The 15,382-nt window shown below is 72.8% G+C and carries 16 protein-coding genes; 11 read left to right on the top strand and 5 right to left on the bottom strand.

Going from position 1 to position 15,382, the window contains the following annotated elements; genetic code table 11:
* Positions 1-35 precede the first annotated feature (35 nt).
* From ACGF3A_RS06220 to ACGF3A_RS06195, 6 genes are all read left to right on the top strand, one after another.
* The gene (locus ACGF3A_RS06220) at positions 36-1,073 is read left to right on the top strand and encodes an extracellular solute-binding protein (protein ID WP_393726266.1); all 1,038 of its coding nucleotides are present in this window, start codon (positions 36-38) and stop codon (positions 1,071-1,073) included.
* Positions 1,074-1,120: 47 nt separating this feature from the next.
* A complete protein-coding gene (locus ACGF3A_RS06215; RefSeq protein WP_393726264.1) occupies positions 1,121-2,188 on the top strand; it encodes an ABC transporter ATP-binding protein in 1,068 nt (355 codons plus the stop codon).
* A complete protein-coding gene (locus ACGF3A_RS06210; protein ID WP_393726262.1) occupies positions 2,185-3,903 on the top strand; it encodes an ABC transporter permease in 1,719 nt (572 codons plus the stop codon). The genes ACGF3A_RS06215 and ACGF3A_RS06210 overlap by 4 nt, the downstream gene beginning before the upstream one ends.
* Before the next feature lie 107 nt (positions 3,904-4,010).
* Positions 4,011-5,375 (top strand): adenylosuccinate lyase family protein, encoded by a 1,365-nt coding sequence (locus tag ACGF3A_RS06205; RefSeq protein WP_393726260.1) that lies wholly within the window; start codon positions 4,011-4,013, stop codon positions 5,373-5,375.
* Between the two features lie 84 nt (positions 5,376-5,459).
* Positions 5,460-6,251 carry an alpha/beta fold hydrolase gene (locus tag ACGF3A_RS06200; RefSeq protein ID WP_393726258.1) on the top strand — a complete coding sequence of 264 codons (792 nt, stop codon included), beginning with the start codon at positions 5,460-5,462 and terminating at the stop codon, positions 6,249-6,251.
* A gap of 252 nt (positions 6,252-6,503) precedes the next feature.
* Positions 6,504-7,667, top strand: a complete 1,164-nt coding sequence (locus ACGF3A_RS06195) for an ABC transporter ATP-binding protein (RefSeq protein ID WP_393726256.1) — start codon at positions 6,504-6,506, stop codon at positions 7,665-7,667.
* 144 nt (positions 7,668-7,811) lie between these two features.
* Here the strand turns inward: ACGF3A_RS06195 and ACGF3A_RS06190 are convergent, their stop codons facing one another.
* From ACGF3A_RS06190 to ACGF3A_RS06170, 5 genes are all read right to left on the bottom strand, one after another.
* Entirely contained in the window at positions 7,812-8,750 is a 939-nt protein-coding gene (locus ACGF3A_RS06190; RefSeq protein WP_393726254.1) for an ABC transporter substrate-binding protein, read from the bottom strand.
* Positions 8,747-9,421 carry an ABC transporter permease gene (locus ACGF3A_RS06185; protein WP_393726252.1) on the bottom strand — a complete coding sequence of 225 codons (675 nt, stop codon included), beginning with the start codon at positions 9,419-9,421 and terminating at the stop codon, positions 8,747-8,749. Before ACGF3A_RS06185 ends, ACGF3A_RS06190 begins: the two co-directional genes overlap by 4 nt.
* Entirely contained in the window at positions 9,418-10,110 is a 693-nt protein-coding gene (locus ACGF3A_RS06180) for an ABC transporter permease (RefSeq protein WP_393727178.1), read from the bottom strand. Before ACGF3A_RS06180 ends, ACGF3A_RS06185 begins: the two co-directional genes overlap by 4 nt.
* A gap of 61 nt (positions 10,111-10,171) precedes the next feature.
* The gene (locus ACGF3A_RS06175) at positions 10,172-10,606 is read right to left on the bottom strand and encodes a hypothetical protein (RefSeq protein WP_393726250.1); all 435 of its coding nucleotides are present in this window, start codon (positions 10,604-10,606) and stop codon (positions 10,172-10,174) included.
* The gene (locus ACGF3A_RS06170) at positions 10,603-11,253 is read right to left on the bottom strand and encodes a LysE family translocator (RefSeq protein WP_393726248.1); all 651 of its coding nucleotides are present in this window, start codon (positions 11,251-11,253) and stop codon (positions 10,603-10,605) included. Before ACGF3A_RS06170 ends, ACGF3A_RS06175 begins: the two co-directional genes overlap by 4 nt.
* Positions 11,254-11,364: 111 nt before the next feature.
* Here ACGF3A_RS06170 and ACGF3A_RS06165 point away from each other — a divergent pair, with 111 nt between their 5' ends.
* The 5 genes from ACGF3A_RS06165 (at position 11,365) to ACGF3A_RS06145 (ending at position 15,338) form a co-directional block, all read left to right on the top strand.
* Complete coding sequence (locus tag ACGF3A_RS06165; protein WP_393726246.1) at positions 11,365-12,150, top strand: class I SAM-dependent methyltransferase; 786 nt, start codon at positions 11,365-11,367, stop codon at positions 12,148-12,150.
* A 25-nt stretch (positions 12,151-12,175) separates the two neighbouring features.
* Positions 12,176-12,517 carry a TcmI family type II polyketide cyclase gene (locus ACGF3A_RS06160; RefSeq protein ID WP_393726244.1) on the top strand — a complete coding sequence of 114 codons (342 nt, stop codon included), beginning with the start codon at positions 12,176-12,178 and terminating at the stop codon, positions 12,515-12,517.
* A 129-nt stretch (positions 12,518-12,646) separates the two neighbouring features.
* Positions 12,647-13,120 (top strand): MarR family winged helix-turn-helix transcriptional regulator, encoded by a 474-nt coding sequence (locus ACGF3A_RS06155; protein WP_393726242.1) that lies wholly within the window; start codon positions 12,647-12,649, stop codon positions 13,118-13,120.
* 414 nt (positions 13,121-13,534) lie between these two features.
* Entirely contained in the window at positions 13,535-14,650 is a 1,116-nt protein-coding gene (locus ACGF3A_RS06150; RefSeq protein WP_393726240.1) for a sensor histidine kinase, read from the top strand.
* Positions 14,637-15,338, top strand: coding sequence for a response regulator (locus ACGF3A_RS06145; RefSeq protein WP_393726238.1), 702 nt, complete (start codon positions 14,637-14,639; stop codon positions 15,336-15,338). Before ACGF3A_RS06150 ends, ACGF3A_RS06145 begins: the two co-directional genes overlap by 14 nt.
* Positions 15,339-15,382: the final 44 nt, after the last annotated feature.

Genomic DNA, 15,382 nt, shown 5'->3' with positions numbered 1-15,382 from the left:
CGAACCACCGCCCCCGGCCCGTAAGGAGCAGTCCCATGCGCCGTCGCGCCCTGGCCTCCGCCGCCGCCGCCCTGCTGGCGCTGCCGCTGTCGGGCTGCGGCCTGAACGCCATGTCCGCGCCCTCGGAGTCGCTGACGATCTACGCCTCCCGCCCCGACGACATCGGCGGCGGCGTGCTCAAGGACTTCGAGAAGGCGCACCCCGAGTACGCGGGCAAGGTGCGGGTCCTGACCATCGGCGCCCAGGAGGTGCTGGAACGGATCCGCGCGGAGTCCCGCAGCCCGCAGGCCGACGTGTGGTGGGGCGGCACGTCCCAGCAGTTCGACCAGGGCGTCGACGCCGGGCTGCTGACGCGTCCGCCGAAGGACGTCGTCGAGCGGGTCCCGGCGAAGTACCGGGGCGAGAGGGACCTGTGGCTCGGCGAGATGAGGATGGCCCAGCTCTTCGTCTACAACGACGAGATGATGCGGGCGCGGGACGTCCCCCGCGACTGGGACGACCTGCTGGAACCCGCGTACAAGAACAAGATCCTGATCCGCGACGTCGCCGCCTCCGGGACCATGCGCAGCGTCTGGACCGCGATGATCGACCGCGAGGCGCGGAAGAAGGGCGGGAGCGTCGGCGCCGGTTACGACTGGCTGAAGCGGCTCGACGCGAACACCAAGGAGTACACGGCGAGCCCCACCGACCTCTATCTGCGCCTCCAGCGGGAAGAGGCCCCGCTCTCCGTCTGGAACCTCCAGGACGTGCTGGTCCAGCGGGCGAAGGGCATCGCCATGAAGCCCAAGGTGCCCGCCTCGGGCGCGCCGATGCTGCTGGACGGGGTCGGCAAGGTCAAGGGCGGGCCCAACGGCAAGGCCGCGGACGCCTTTCTGCGCTTCCTGCTGCGCCAGGACACCCAGCGGCGGCTGGCCCAGGAGACCTACCAGCTCCCGACGGTCCCGCTGGAGAAGGAGCCGAAGTGGCTCGCCTCGCTCCACCTCAAGGAGATGCCCGTCGACTGGCGGCGGATCAGCCGCCACGAGACGAAGTGGATCACGCACTGGAGCGAGCACATCAAGGGCCGCGGGTGAGACCCGGGACCGGCTTCCGGAAACCGGGTGAGAACGGAGTACACACGATGATCCCTGTCCGACTCGACGAGGTCAGCAAGACGTACGGCGGGAAGTCCCCCGTCGTCAGCATGGATCTGACCATTTCCGCCGGGGAGTTCTTCACCCTGCTCGGCCCCTCCGGCTGCGGGAAGTCCACGATGCTGCGCATCATCGCCGGTTTCGTGCGCCCCTCCACCGGGCGCGTCCTGTTCGGCGACCGCGATGTGACGGCCGCTCCCCCGAACCGCCGGGACACCGGCATGGTCTTCCAGAACTACGCGCTCTTCCCGCACATGACCGTCGCGCAGAACGTCGCCTACGGCCTGAAGGTCCGCAAGGTCGCCAAGGACGAGGCGGCCCGCCGGATCGAGAAGGCCCTCGCCCAGGTCGGCCTGGACGGCTACGGCGCGCGGCGGATCGACCAGCTCTCCGGCGGCCAGCAGCAGCGCGTGGCGCTGGCGCGGGCCGTGGTGATCTCCCCCTCCGTGCTGCTGCTGGACGAGCCGCTGTCCAACCTCGACGCCAAGCTGCGCGAGGAGACCCGGGCGCAGATCCGGCAGGTGCAGGAGTCCGCGGGCATCACCGGCGTCTACGTCACGCACGACCAGGCCGAGGCCATGGCGATGAGCGACCGCGTGGCCGTGCTCGACGCGGGCCGCGTGCACCAGGTCGCCACGCCGCGCGAGGTCTACCACCGGCCCGCGACGACGTTCGTGGCGCGCTTCATCGGCGGCAGCAACGTCGTCCCCGTACGCGTCCTGGGCGTCGAGGCCGACGCGGTGACCGTCGAACTGCCGGGCGGCGCGCGGCTTCCCGTACCGCCCCGGCCCGACGCGGAGCTGAAGGCCGGGGACGAGGCGGCGCTCTCGCTGCGCCCCGAATCCCTGCGCTTCACCTCCGGGGACGGGGAAGGTCTCCTCCACGGCACCGTGCGCGACCGGGAGTTCAACGGCGCCACGGTCTCCTACCGGGTGCGCGTCTCCGAGGAGCTGACGCTCCAGGTCGCGGGCCCCGACCACGAGGCGGCGCCCGAGGTCGGCGCGAGCGTCTCGCTGGACTGCCTGCGCGAGCGTGCCTGGCTGGTGACGCAGTGAGCCTCACCCTCCCCCGCCGCCGCGACCGGTCCCGGCCCTCCCTCTCCCCGTCGGGCGACCGCTTCGTCTACGTCCTCGCGCTGCCCGTCGTCCTCGTCCTGCTGCTGTTCGTGACGGTGCCGATGCTGCACACCGCCGTCTCCAGCGCGGGCGGCGACGGCCTCGCCGCCAACTACCGCGGCTTCCTGAGCGGTACGTCCGGCACGGCGCTGCTCCTGTCCGTCGGCATCTCGCTGGGCTCCGTCCTCACCTGCGGCGTGATCGGCACGCTGCTGGCAGTGCTGCTCAACCGCTTCGACTTCCCCGGCCGCCGGGTGCTGGAGGTCCTCGCGCTGGTGCCGATGGCGCTGCCGCCGCTGATCGGCTCGGTCTCGTTCGTGCTGCTCTACAGCGAGACCGGCATCGTGCCGCGCGTGCTGCACTCGGCCTTCGGGGCCGACCCCGCGACGTTCTCGGTGGGCGGGGTCACGGGCGTACTGCTCGTGCACACCTTCACGATGTACCCGTACTTCTATCTCTCCGTCTCGGCCGGACTCGCCGGGCTCGACTCCTCGCTGGAGTCGGCGGCGGCGAACCTCGGCGCGAGCCGCGCGCGGATCTGGCGGACGGTCGTGCTGCCGATGCTGACGCCCGCGCTGGTCTCCGGGGCGCTGCTGACGTTCATGATCTCGATGGCGTCGTTCACCGCGCCGCAGCTCTACAACGTGCAGACGCTCACCATGCAGATCGTCTCCTCGCGCACCTCAGGCAACCAGGAGCTGGCCGCCGCGCAGGCCACCGCGCTCTCGGTCGTCTCCGTGCTCTTCCTCGTCGCGATGCGCTGGTACCAGTCGCGGCGCGTGCACCGCAGCCTCTCCAAGGGCGTGCAGCGCGAACGGACGCACGCCCGCGGCCCCGCGCGGTACGCGGCACTCGCCGGGAGCGCCCTGATCAGCCTCGTGCTGCTCGCCCCGGTGCTGGTGCTCGCGCTGCTCTCGTTCTCCGTGGACGGCTCGTGGACGACGCAGATCCTGCCGGGCGACTACTCGACGGACAACTACCGCACCATCTTCACCGACCCGGCGAGCCTGCTGCCGATCTCGGTGAGCGTCCAGATGAGCCTGCTGGCCACGCTGGCCGCCGTAGTGATCGGGGCCGCCGCCTCCTGGGTGCTGGCGCGCTGGCGCCGGGCCGGGCGGACGGTGCTCGACATCATGGTCATGCTGCCGTGGGCCCTGCCGGGCACGGTCATCGGCGTCAACCTCGTCACCGCCTTCGCCGAACCGCAGGCCTCCAACCTCGGGCTCACGCTCGTCGGCACGCTGTGGATCCTGCCCGTCGCGTACTTCGTGCGGTACGTGCCGCTCGTGTTCCGCTCTACCAACGCCGCGCTGGACCAGATCGACCCCTCGCTGGAGGAGGCCGCGGGCAACCTGGGCGCCTCGCCGCTGCGGGTGCTGCGCACGGTGACGATGCCGCTGGTGATGCGGGGTGTGCTCGCGGGCGCGCTGCTGGCGTTCGTCGACGGGGTCGGCGAGTACGTGGCCTCCGTCGTGATCTACCCGGCGGGCTTCACGCCGATGTCGGTCGAGATCTACAACCGCATCTACTCCTCCGAGTTCGGCAGTGCGGCGGCTTACGGCACGTTGCAGGTCGTCCTGATCCTCGCCGTCCTCGCACTGTCGAACCGCATCCAGAGCGGACGCCGGGGCCTTGAGGCCGCCCCCTCGAACTAGAGCTAAGGGGCGCGGGGAACTGCGCGACAAGCCACGGCGAAACCGGCAGCCCGCAACGCAGGCACAGGGGCACCCCGTGCCCGGCACCGAGAAAGAGAGCACCGCACATGTCACAGCGCTTCACGTCCGGCCGAGTTCCGGCAAGCGGAATGCGAGAGCTGTTCGCGACCGAGCACCGTTGGAGCCAGTGGCTGCGCGTAGAGGCCGCGTTGGCCCAGGCACAGGCCGAGCAGGGCATGATCCCGGCCGAGGCGGCCGAGGCCATCACCGCGGCGTGCCGTCCCGAGGCGCTGGATCTGGAGGAGGTACGGCGCGAACGGGACCGCACCAGCCACCCGTTGATGCCGCTCATCGTCGAACTGAGCCGCGCCGTGGGCGAGCCGCACGGCGGCTGGGTGCACTGGGGCGCCACCACGCAGAACATCACGCAGACCGGCGACGTCCTCGTGCTGCGCGAGGCCCACCACACGATCCTCACGCAGCTCGCCCGGCTGCTGGACGCGCTCGCCGCGCTCGCGGAGCAGGGCGCGGACATGGTGATGGCGGGCCGTACGCACGGACAGCACGCGGTCCCCGTCACGTTCGGCTTCAAGGTGGCCGCGTGGATCGACGAGCTGGACCGGCACGTCACGCGGCTGCGGCAGCTCGAACCGCGGCTGTGCCAGGCGATCGTGGGCGGCGCGGCCGGGACGTTCGCGGCGCTCGGCGACGAACCGGAGCGGCTCCAGGAGGAGATCTCCCGGCGGCTCGGGCTGCTGCCGATGGCGGTGCCGTCCCGCGCGACGGCCGACCACTTCGCGGAGTTCGTCTGCGCGCTGGGTCTGCTCGCCGGGACGGGCGGCAAGATCGCCCGCGAGGTCTACACGCTGATGAAGACGGAGTACCAGGAGGCCGAGGAGCCGGTGCCCGCCGGGACCATCGGCAGCTCCACCATGCCGCAGAAGCGCAATCCGCAGCTCTGCCAGGACGTGCTCGGGCTCACCGCGGAGATCCGCTCGCTGGTGCCGCTCGCGCTGGAGCACCTGCACAACGAGCACGAGGCCGACCACGCCCCCTCCGACCTCTTCGCCGCGCAGGAACGCGCCTGCGTGCTGACGGGCGACACGCTGGAGCGGCTGATCGTCATCCTCTCCGGGCTCCGCGTCGACCCGGAGCGGATGCGGGCCAACCTCGCGCTGTCGGGCGGCATGATCTCGGCCGAGGCCATCATGCTGCGGCTCGGGACGAGCATCGGCCGCCAGCACGCGCACGACGTCGTCTACGAGGCGTCCCAGCGGGCGGCCACCGGCGGCGGCTCCTTCCCCGAACTGCTCGCCGCCGACCCGCGCGTCACCGCGCACCTCACGGAGGACGACATCGCCACGCTGCTCGACCCCGCCACCCACACGGGACGCTCCGCGTCCCTCGCGCACGCCGCGTCCCGCCGCGCCGTGGCGTCGGCGGCCGACCTGCGCGAGCACCTGACGCCCTGACACCCTGACGGCACGGCGATGAGTTCCGGCCCTCCGCCCGGTCTGTCCGGTGAGGAATTCCACGGAGAACTCGACGGAGGGCTCATGAGAACAGCGGTATCCCGGGACGGCACCCCGATCGCGTACGAGCGGACCGGCGAGGGCCCGCCGCTCGTGCTGGTCAGCGGCGCGACGTGCACCCACGAGATGGACCTGCCGCTCGCGGCCGAGCTCGCCGGGCGGCACACCGTCCACGTCTACGACCGCAGGGGCCGCGGCGGGAGCGGTGACACCGCGCCGTACGCGGTGGCCCGCGAGGTCGAGGACCTGGCGGCGGTGATCGACGCCGCGGGCGGCGAGGGCGGCGAAGGCCGCGAGGTCCAGGTATTCGGCATCTCCTCCGGCGGTGCGCTGGCGCTGGAGGCCGCCGCGAGCGGGGTGCCGGTCGGCCGCGTCGCGGTGTACGAGGTGCCGTACTCCGACGACCCCGGGGTGCGGGCCGGCTCCGGCACGTACACCGCCGAGCTGAACAGGCTGCTGGCCGCCGGGGACCGGGCGGGCGCCGTCGAGCTGTTCCTGCGCCGGGTCGGCATGCCGGAGGAGGACCTCGCCGGGATGCGTCACGCGCCGTTCTGGAAGGGCATGGAGGCGCTGGCGCCGACCCTCGCCTACGACGACGCGGTGATCCGCGGCGGCGAGCTGCCCGCCGAACGGCTGGCGCGGATCACCCAGCCGGTCCTGGTGGTCTGCGGCGGCGCGGGCCCCGAGTGGTGGCGCGACACCGGCCGGAGCATCGCCGCGGCGGTGCGCGACGGACGGTACGCCACGCTGGCGGGCCAGGACCACCGCGTGGATCCGGCGGCCCTCGCCCCCGCGCTGAGGGAGTTCTTCGCGTAGGCCGCACCCTGCATGGAGGGCTGGGCAGGGGCTGCCCCGTGCCCAACGTTGCAGGCTGCGGCCGTCGCCGTGGCTTGTCGCGCAGTTCCCCGCGCCCCTGAGGCCTCAGGGGCGCGGGGAACTGCGCGAGCAACCACCCACCACCCGCAGCCTGCGGCGCACAGGCAGGGGCAGCCCCTGCCCAGCCCCGAGAGGGGGGCACCCGCGATCCTCCGGATGCGCGCGCAACGGCGCACGACCAGCATGGTGACCATGATCCGGTTCGAGCGAGTGACCAAGCGGTACGGCGACGGAACGACCGCCGTGGAGGAGCTCTCCCTCGACGTCGTCGAGGGAGAGCTGGTCACGCTCGTCGGCCCCTCGGGCTGCGGCAAGACGACCACGCTGATGATGGTCAACCGGCTCATCGAGCCCACCTCGGGGCGGATCCTGGTGAACGGCGAGGACATCGCCCGCACCGACCCCGTACGGCTGCGGCGCGGCATCGGCTACGTCATCCAGCAGGCCGGGCTCTTCCCGCACCGCACCGTCCTGGACAACACCGCGACCGTGCCCGCGCTGCTGGGCTGGAAGCGGTCACGGGCCCGGGAGCACGCCTCCGAGTTGCTGGAGATGGTCGGGCTCGACCCGAAGACGTACGGGCCGCGCTACCCGGCGCAGCTCTCCGGCGGGCAGCGGCAGCGGGTCGGGGTGGCCCGGGCGCTGGCGGCGGATCCGCCGGTGCTGCTGATGGACGAGCCGTTCGGCGCCGTCGACCCCGTGGTGCGCGAACGGCTCCAGAGCGAGTTCCTGGCGCTCCAGGCCCGGGTGCGCAAGACGGTGCTGCTGGTCACCCACGACATCGAGGAAGCGGTGCGGATGGGCGACCGGATGGCGGTGTACGGGCAGGGCCGCATCGAGCAGTTCGACGCGCCCGCCGCCGTGCTGGGCGCCCCCGCGACGCCGTACGTGGCCCGGTTCGTGGGTGCCGACCGGGGCCTGAAGCGGCTGTCGGTCACGCCCGTCGAGGCGGGCGACCTGGAGCAGCCGCCGCTGGTGCGCGTCGCCGAGCCCGCGGGGCGTGCCGCGGCCCGGCTGCGGAACGACGGGGCCCGGTGGGCGGTCGTCCTCGACGGGGACGGCGCGCTGCGCGGCTGGGTCGCGGCCACGGCCCTGGCGGACGCCGCGGAGGGGACGGAGGTCGGCGGGCTGACGCGCCGGATGGAGGCGTGGGTCCCGATGGGGGCGCCGCTGCGGCAGGCGTTCAGCGAGATGCTCCAGTACGACGCGGGGTGGGTCGCCGTCCTGGAGGGCGACACGTTCCGGGGCGTGCTGACTCCGGCGACCCTTCATGAGGCGTTGCGGCGCTCGATCGAGTCCGACGCGACCGGAAGGGACCGGGGCTCGGTCGAGGTCGACACGGTGACCTCCGCGTAAGCGGTACGGCCGGTCATCGGTCGCCCCATCCCCGGCTGCTGCGTCCGGGCTGCCCGGGCGGGTGCGTCGCAGACCGCGCGTCGCGGGTGGTTGCTCGCGCAGTTCCCCGCGCCCCTGACGGGGCGCCTCCCGCACGGCACGAACTCACAGCAGCTTCTTCGACTCCAGGTAGTCCCGCGCGACGTCCTCCGGGAGGCGGCGCCAGCTGTCCACGCGCTCGTTCATCGCCGCGAGGTCGTCCGTCGTGAGGGCCCTGTTGAGCTTGTTCAGCGCCTTGCGGACGCGCGGGTGGCCCGCGCGGGCGCGGTTGACGACGGGGACGAGCGCGTCGGCGTTCTGGAGCTTCTTGTCGTCCTTGAGCGTGACGAGCCCGAAGTCGTCGAGCGTGGCGTCCGTGGTGGTGGTCAGCACCATCTGGTCCTGGCCGTTCTGCACGGCCTTCTTCGCCGCCGTGGTGCCGACGCCCTTGGGGTCGATGCCGGTGATCTTGATCCCGTACGTCTTCTTCAGGCCCGGCTCGCAGTACGGCCGCTTCACGCACTCGTCGCCCGCCGCCAGCCGCACCGGCAGCTTCGCCCTGCCCAGGTCGCTGAGGGTCTTGAGGCGGTGCTCGCGGGCGTACGAACGGGACACGGCGAAGGCGTTCTGGTCGACGGCCCGGCCGGGCGGCAGCACGGTGAGGCCGCGCGGCGCGGCGAGCGCGCGGAGGGCCTTCATCGTGGCGCCGAGGTCGGGCGAGCCGACGGTCTTCGCGTCGGGGCCGTGCTTCTTGGCGTTGAGCCAGTCGGCGAAGGTCGCCGCGTACTCGGGGACGACGTCGATCTGGCCGTTCTCCAGCGCGGGTTCGTACAGCTCGCGGTTGGTGACGGTGAGCATCTTCGTCTCGTAACCGGCGTCGCGCAGCAGCAGCGCGTACATCTGGGCGAGCAGGTCGCTCTCGGTGAACCCGGCCGAGCCGACGGTCAGCCGGTGGCTGTCGCCCGGCTTCCCGGTGGGCGTGCCCTGGTTCTCCAGCGAGGGCCCGCCCGCGCAGGCCGCCGCCCCCAGGCACAGGGCGAGCGCGAGGGGCGCCGTTCGCCTCATCGCGCGCCCCCGTCCGTCCGTACGGGCACCAGCCGTTCGACGAGCGCGAAGAGGCCCTCGACCAGCAGCGCGAACACCGCGACCAGCACGGCGCCCGCCACCACCTGCGGCGTCGAGGCCAGGTCGAACCCGGCGGTGATGACGCGGCCCAGGCCGCCACCCCCGGCGAGCGCGGCGAGCGTGGCGGTGGCGACGAGCTGGACGGCGGCGAGCCGTACGCCGCCCAGCACCATCGGCAGCGCGAGCGGGAGTTCGACGCGGAAGAGCAGCTGCGGGCCCGTCATCCCCATGCCGCGCGCGGCCCGCACCACGTCGCGGTCGACCTCGCGCATCCCGACGTACGCGTTGGTGAGCAGCGGCGGCACGGCGTACAGGACGAGGGCGACGACCGTGGGCCAGTCGCCGTGCCGCCCGAGCGGGCTGAGCAGCAGCAGGACGAGCACGGCGAAGGTGGGGACGGCGCGGCCGACGTTGGAGATGTTCACGGCCAGCGCGCCGCCCCTGCCGATGTGGCCGAGGACGAGCGCGACGGGCAGCGCGATCAGGCAGCTCAGGAACAGGCAGAGGGCCGTGAGCCAGAGGTGTTCGAGGAGCCGGTGCGCGACGCCGTTCTCGCCCGCCCAGTGGGCGCCGTCGGTGAGCCAGCTCCAGGCGTCGGCGACGGCGTTCACGCGCGGACCGCCCGGGTCCAGGGGGTGAGCAGCCGCTGCACGCCGAGGAGCAGCAGATCGGCGCAGACGGCGATGACCACGCAGAGCGCGGAGGCGGTCAGCACCTGCGCCTTGAACTGGGTGTTCATGCCCTGGTAGATGAGGTTGCCGAGCCCTCCGTGGCCGACGATCGCGCCCACCGTGGCGAGCGAGACGGCCGAGACGGCGGCGATGCGCAGCCCCGCCATGGCGGCGGGCAGCGCGAGCGGCAGCTCGACCGCGAGCAGCAGCCGCACGGGCCCGTACCCCATGCCGCGCGCGGCCTGCCGGATGTCCTCTGGCACCTCGCGCAGCCCGGCGAGGATGTTCCGGACGAGGACGGTGAGCGAGTACAGCACCAGTCCGGCGATCACGAGCGAGGCCGAGAGCCCGTAGAGCGGCAGCAGCAGCGAGAACATCGCGAGCGAGGGGATCGTGTAGAGGATCGTCGTCACGCTGAGGACGGGCCCCGCCGCCCAGCGCCAGCGGCGCGCGGCCACGGCCAGCGGCAGCGCGACGGCGAGCCCCAGCGCGACCGAGACCGCGGTCAGCTCCAGGTGCTGGACGACCGCGTCCCACAGGACGTGGCGACGGGTCGTCAGGTAGTCGCCGCAGATCCACGCGTTCCGCGCGAGGCAGTCGTCGGGCGCGGCGGCAGCGGCGAGGAGCACGGTCACCCCGCCATCGCACCAGCCCCCTCGCGCCCCCGCACCCGCTGCTGGGCCTTCTCAGCTACGGCGCGAGGCCGTACGAGGGGTCCTGCTCCGGCGTGGCCTCGCGCGGGCCCCGCGCGTACGCGGAGGCGAACTCGACGGGCTCAGCGAAGCGCAGCGCGTCCGCGTCCGCGTCCCCGTCGAGGGTGTAGGCGGTACGCAGCACTCCGGTGGCGGGTCCGCTCTCCCGGACGGCTTCCAGGGCGCCGCTCTCCACGGACCAGTCCCCGTCGGCGTACCAGCGCTCGCGCAGCTCCAGCACCCCCGGGGCCGGGCAGCTCCAGCCGAAGCGGGTGACGCACAGGCTGCCCGAGGCGCTCGCCAGCACGCTCCAGCCGCGCCCGTCGGGGAGGAAGGCCAGGTCGCTGCTCTCCATCGCGCCCCCGTCGTAGGGCGCGCTGCTCCAGTGGCCGAGGAGCGCCGGGTCGCGGTCGGCGCCGCGCGGCGAGGTCACTCGCTCAGCGCGAGGTGGACGCCGAAGCCGACGATGGCCGTGCCCGTGACGCGGTCGAGCGCCCGGCGTGCGGCGGGGCGGCGCAGCCAGCCGCCGACGGCCTTGGCGCAGCCGACCAGGACGGCGGACCACACGGTGCCGAGGACGACATGGACGAGGGTGAGCAGCACGCCGGTCGCCAGGTGCGGGGCGCCCTCGGGGATGAACTGGGGCAGCACGGCGACGTAGAAGACCCCGATCTTGGGGTTGAGGACGTTGGTGAGCAGGCCCTGCCGCCACCCGGCGGCGAGCGTCGGCCGCCCTTCGGAGGGGCCGGGGACCTCCACGGACCCGGTGTCCTCGCCGCCGCGCCGGCGGCGGAGGGTGGCGAGCAGCATCCGGCCGCCCATCCACAGCAGGTAGGCGGCGCCCGCCCAGCGCAGCACGTCGTAGGCGAGCTGCGAGGCGGTGAGCACGGCGGTGATCCCGGCGGAGGTGAGCGCGCCCCAGACCAGCGTGCCGGACTGGATGCCGAGCACGACGCCCCAGGCGCGGCGGCGGTGGCCGACGGCCGCGGTGCGCAGCACGAGCGCGGTGTCCAGCCCGGGGGTGAGCGTGAGCAGGCCGACGACGAGCGCGAAGGACCACAGGGCGGTGCTGATTGCCATGGGCGGAGCCTAATACGTACGCCTCCGGGGGTCTTGCGCGGACCGAAATAATTAATAGACTCACTCAAAGACTTTGTTGCTCAAGTAGCTTTCTCCAGAAGGGAGATCGGCATGGCGGGAGCGGAGACCGAGGGACCGTTATGGGACCAGGGCGCGGAGGGGTGGGCGGAGTTCCAGGAGGCGCAGTTCCAGGTGTGCTTCGAGGACGCGCTGACCGCCGCGTCCGCCGGCCCCGGAGCCAGGCTGCTCGACGTGGGCTGCGGCTCCGGGCTGCTGCTGCGTCTCGCGGCGGAGCGCGGCGCCGCCGTGGCGGGGCTCGACGCCTCGCCGGGGCTGCTCCAGGTCGCCCGGCGCACCCTGCCGGAGGGCGCCGACCTGCGCGTCGGTGACCTGGAGAGCCTGCCGTTCGGCGAGGCCGAGTTCGACATCGTCACCGCCTTCAACGCGCTGCGCTACGCGACCGACGCGGTCGCGGCCGTGCGCGGCTTCGCGCGGGCCGTGAAGCCCGGCGGCCGGATCGTCGTCGGCGGCTGGGGCGAGCCCCGCAAGTGCGAGACGACGGGGCTGCTCTTCGCCGTGCTCGCGCTGCTGCCCGAGCCGCCCGACTGGTCGGGCTCCTCGTCCGTCAACACCCCGACGGAGGTGCGCGAGACGGTCCGGCGGGCCGGTCTCCCGGTCACCTTCGTCAAGGAACTGTCCTGCCCGTTCGTCTACCCGGACCGGGAGACGGCCTGGCGGGCGCTGAGCGCCACGGGCCTGCTGCGGCAGGCGTCCGCCACGGCCGGTGAGGACGCCGTGCGCAAGGTCTTCGACGAGTACGTGAACCCGTCCGTACGGCCGGACGGCTCCGTGGTGCAGCACAACGTGTGCGAGTACACCGTCACGCGCGTGCCCTGACCGACCATCCAACGGGAGGCATCCCATGCACACCTCGCTCATCATCGCGCGCCACATCCCCGGCAGCGAGTCCGAGATCGCCCGGCTCTTCGCGGAGTCCGACGCGAGCGGGCTGCCCGAGGAGATCGGCGTCCACACCCGGAAGCTCTACACGTTCCACGACGTCTACATCCACCTCGTCGAGGCCCCCGCCGCGGTCGGCCCGAACGTCGAGCGCAACCGCGACAACCCGCTCTTCAAGGACATCAGCAAGGCGCTCGACGAGTACATCCGGCCCTACCAGGGCAGTTGGGGCTCGATCCACGCGGCGTCGGCGAAGCAGTTCTACCAGTGGGAGCGCGGCAAGGGCGTCGTCCCGGTGTCGTAGCCGATGCCCGGGGTCACAGTCCTGTTCAACTCTCCGTGACTTCTGCCATCATTGACCTTGCCCCCTATCCGTCCCGCGCACGGCCAGGTGCGCGGGACGGGGGTCCGAGTACGGCAGAGGTGAGCGGATATGACCACGGCCCAGGCGCCTTCGACGCCCGTCCCCACGCAGCAGCAGGCGGCGGGGAGCGGACTGCTCCACAGCCTGCTGGACTTCGCGCAGTCCCATCAGGACCGGCTGGCCGAGACCGCGGCCGACCTGGGCCTGACGGTGCCCCAGGCCCGTGCGCTCTACCACGTCGCCGCGGCGCCCACGGTGCGCAAGCTCGCCGTCGAGCTGCACTGCGACGCCTCGTACGTCACCGGGCTCGTGGACCGTCTGGAGGGCCGCAAGCTCATGAAGCGCGAGGTGGACCCCGCCGACCGGCGCGTGAAGAAGCTGACCCTCACCACCGCGGGGAAGCGCGTCCGGACGAAGCTGACGCGCGCCTTCGACCAGGCGCCCGGCCTCGACAATCTCTCCCAGGACGAGAAGCGCGAGCTCGAATCCCTGCTGAACAAGGTGTCGGGTTCGACCACCTCCTCCGGCTTCTCGCCGAACTGAGGCGCCGGGACGCCCCCTGCGTCCTCGCACACCCCCATGGGCCCCCACGTGCCCTCATGGGCTCCATGGGCCCCGGGCCAGTTCGTCGAACAACCCCCGAATCCCCGTTCGTCCCGACGCTAACCCGCGCCCTTCCCCGGCTCAATGCCTCCGGTCGAGGGAGGGATGCGGCATCCCCCTTTCGACAGATGCCCCGTCCTCTTCCGGCAGGTTTGCCCCGTGGTAATGGCGCATTCCGGACTCACAGCGGTACCTCCCAACGGATAGGCTGTGCGGGTCCCGCTGCCCAGAACGGCCGCCCCGACCACGAAGCCGCCCTCCCCCCGCCGGTCTCCCCCGGACATGCGGTTGTCCCCTTCGAGCGGTCCTTTTCTTCCGGATGCGATTCCGCTTCCACGCGCCCCGCCGAGGCGTGTGAACATCCAGATCAACCCGGAGGCTGATGTGCACGGAGCTGTCCTCGACGATTTACGTTTCGGGCCTGAGATCTCTCGGGCCCTGAACGCCCAGTTGGACGGGATCCTCTCCCGATACGACCAGCGCCTCGTCGCAGAGGGAGTCGGGGCCGACGACCCCGCGATGCGGCGCTTCTGCGCGGCCCAGGCAGGGGCCGTGCTCGACGATGTCATCCATGCCCTCCGCAGCGGCCAGTCCCTGCGCGGCCTGCGCGCGCTCGACGCCGACCGCGGCGCCTTCGCCGGCTCCTCGCCCTGCCCGGCCAGGCCGGAGGAGGCCAGAGCGGCCGTCACGGCGCTCTTCGACACCGTGATGGAGGCGTTCGCACGCCTCGCGCAGCCGCACCCGGACGCCGTCCAGCGCCTGACGGCCGGCGCGATCTGCCTGCACCACAGCATCATGGCGCGGTTCCAGGCCGCGCTGGAGTCCCAGACCAGGAAGATGCTCCACGAGACGGCGCACAGCTTCCTGGAGGAGCGCCGGTCCATCTCCCGCGACCTGCACGACAGAGCGGGCTACGCGGTCAGCGTGGCCAAGCAGAACGTCGAACTCGCCCAGATGTACCGCTCGCTGGGCGACGCGGCGGCCGACCCCAAGCTGGCCACGGCCCACGCGTCCGTGCGCGAGGCCCTGGAGGAGATCCGCCTGCTGGCCTCGGCCCTGCGCCCGTACGCCCGCTCGGAGGGACTGGAGCCGGCGCTGCGGCGCTGCGCCCGCCAGCTGTGCCCGCCCGAGGCGGACTTCGACCTCGTGCTGACAGGACACGAGGCCTGGCTGAGCGGCGAGGCGGCGGACGAGCTGTTCCTGGCGCTGCGCGAGGCCATGCGCAACGCCTTCGCGCACTCGCGGGCCCGCAAGGTGACGGTGCGGATCGACATCGCGCCGCACCAGACCCGCGCGGCCGTCGAGGACGACGGGGTGGGCTTCGAGGGCGCGACCGGCGACGAGTTCGACGGCGTCGGGCTGGTCGCCATGCGCGAGCGCATCGAGCGGCTGGGCGGCTCGGTCGCCGTCTCCAGCCACCTGGGACGCGGCGTCTTCGTGGAGCTGCTGCTGCCCCGTGAGCGAGGGTGAGGTGGCGGCGCCGGCGCCCTCGGCGTCCGCGCCGCTGCCCGCGCGCACCCGCATCGGCGTCGTCGACGACCACACGCTCTTCCGGGACGGCCTCCGGGAGATCCTGGAGGCCGAGCGGGACTTCGAGGTCGTCGGCGAGGCGGGGGACGGCGTCCGCGCCGTCGAGCTGGCGGCCAGCACAGCGCCCGACGTCCTGCTGATGGACGTCGGGCTCCCCGACACCGACGCGGCGTCGACCGTACGGCGCGTGCTGCGGGCCGCGCCCGGGGTGCGGGTGGTCATGGTGAGCATGTACGACGAGCCGGGCGACATCGTGGCGTTGCTCGGCTCCGGCGCACGGGGCTATCTGCTCAAGACGGTCTCGCGCGAGGACCTGGTCTCCGCGGTGCGCGCCGTGATGGCCGACAGCGAGCGGATCGTCCTGTCGGTCTCCCGGGAGAGCATGAACCGGGTGCACTCGGCGCAGACGGAGGCGAGCCCGCTCTCGGGCCGCGAGCGGGAGGTCATCACCCTGGTCGCCCAGGGGATGACCAACGCTCAGACGGCGCGCAGGCTCGCCATTTCCGAGGGCACGGTGAAGCACCATCTGCGGAACGTGTTCGCGAAGCTGGGCGCCACCTCCCGCATCGACGCGGTCAACAAGGCGGCGGAGGCCTCGCTGATCGGCCCGCGCCGCGCCCGGGGGTGACCCGGGCGCTCCGGACGGCCCGCTCCGGACCCGCTACGGACGGC

Origin of the sequence: Streptomyces sp. NPDC048172, from assembly GCF_043202595.1 — a bacterium.
Lineage (GTDB): Bacteria > Actinomycetota > Actinomycetes > Streptomycetales > Streptomycetaceae > Streptomyces.
This window is presented reverse-complemented; position numbering and strand designations above follow the sequence as displayed.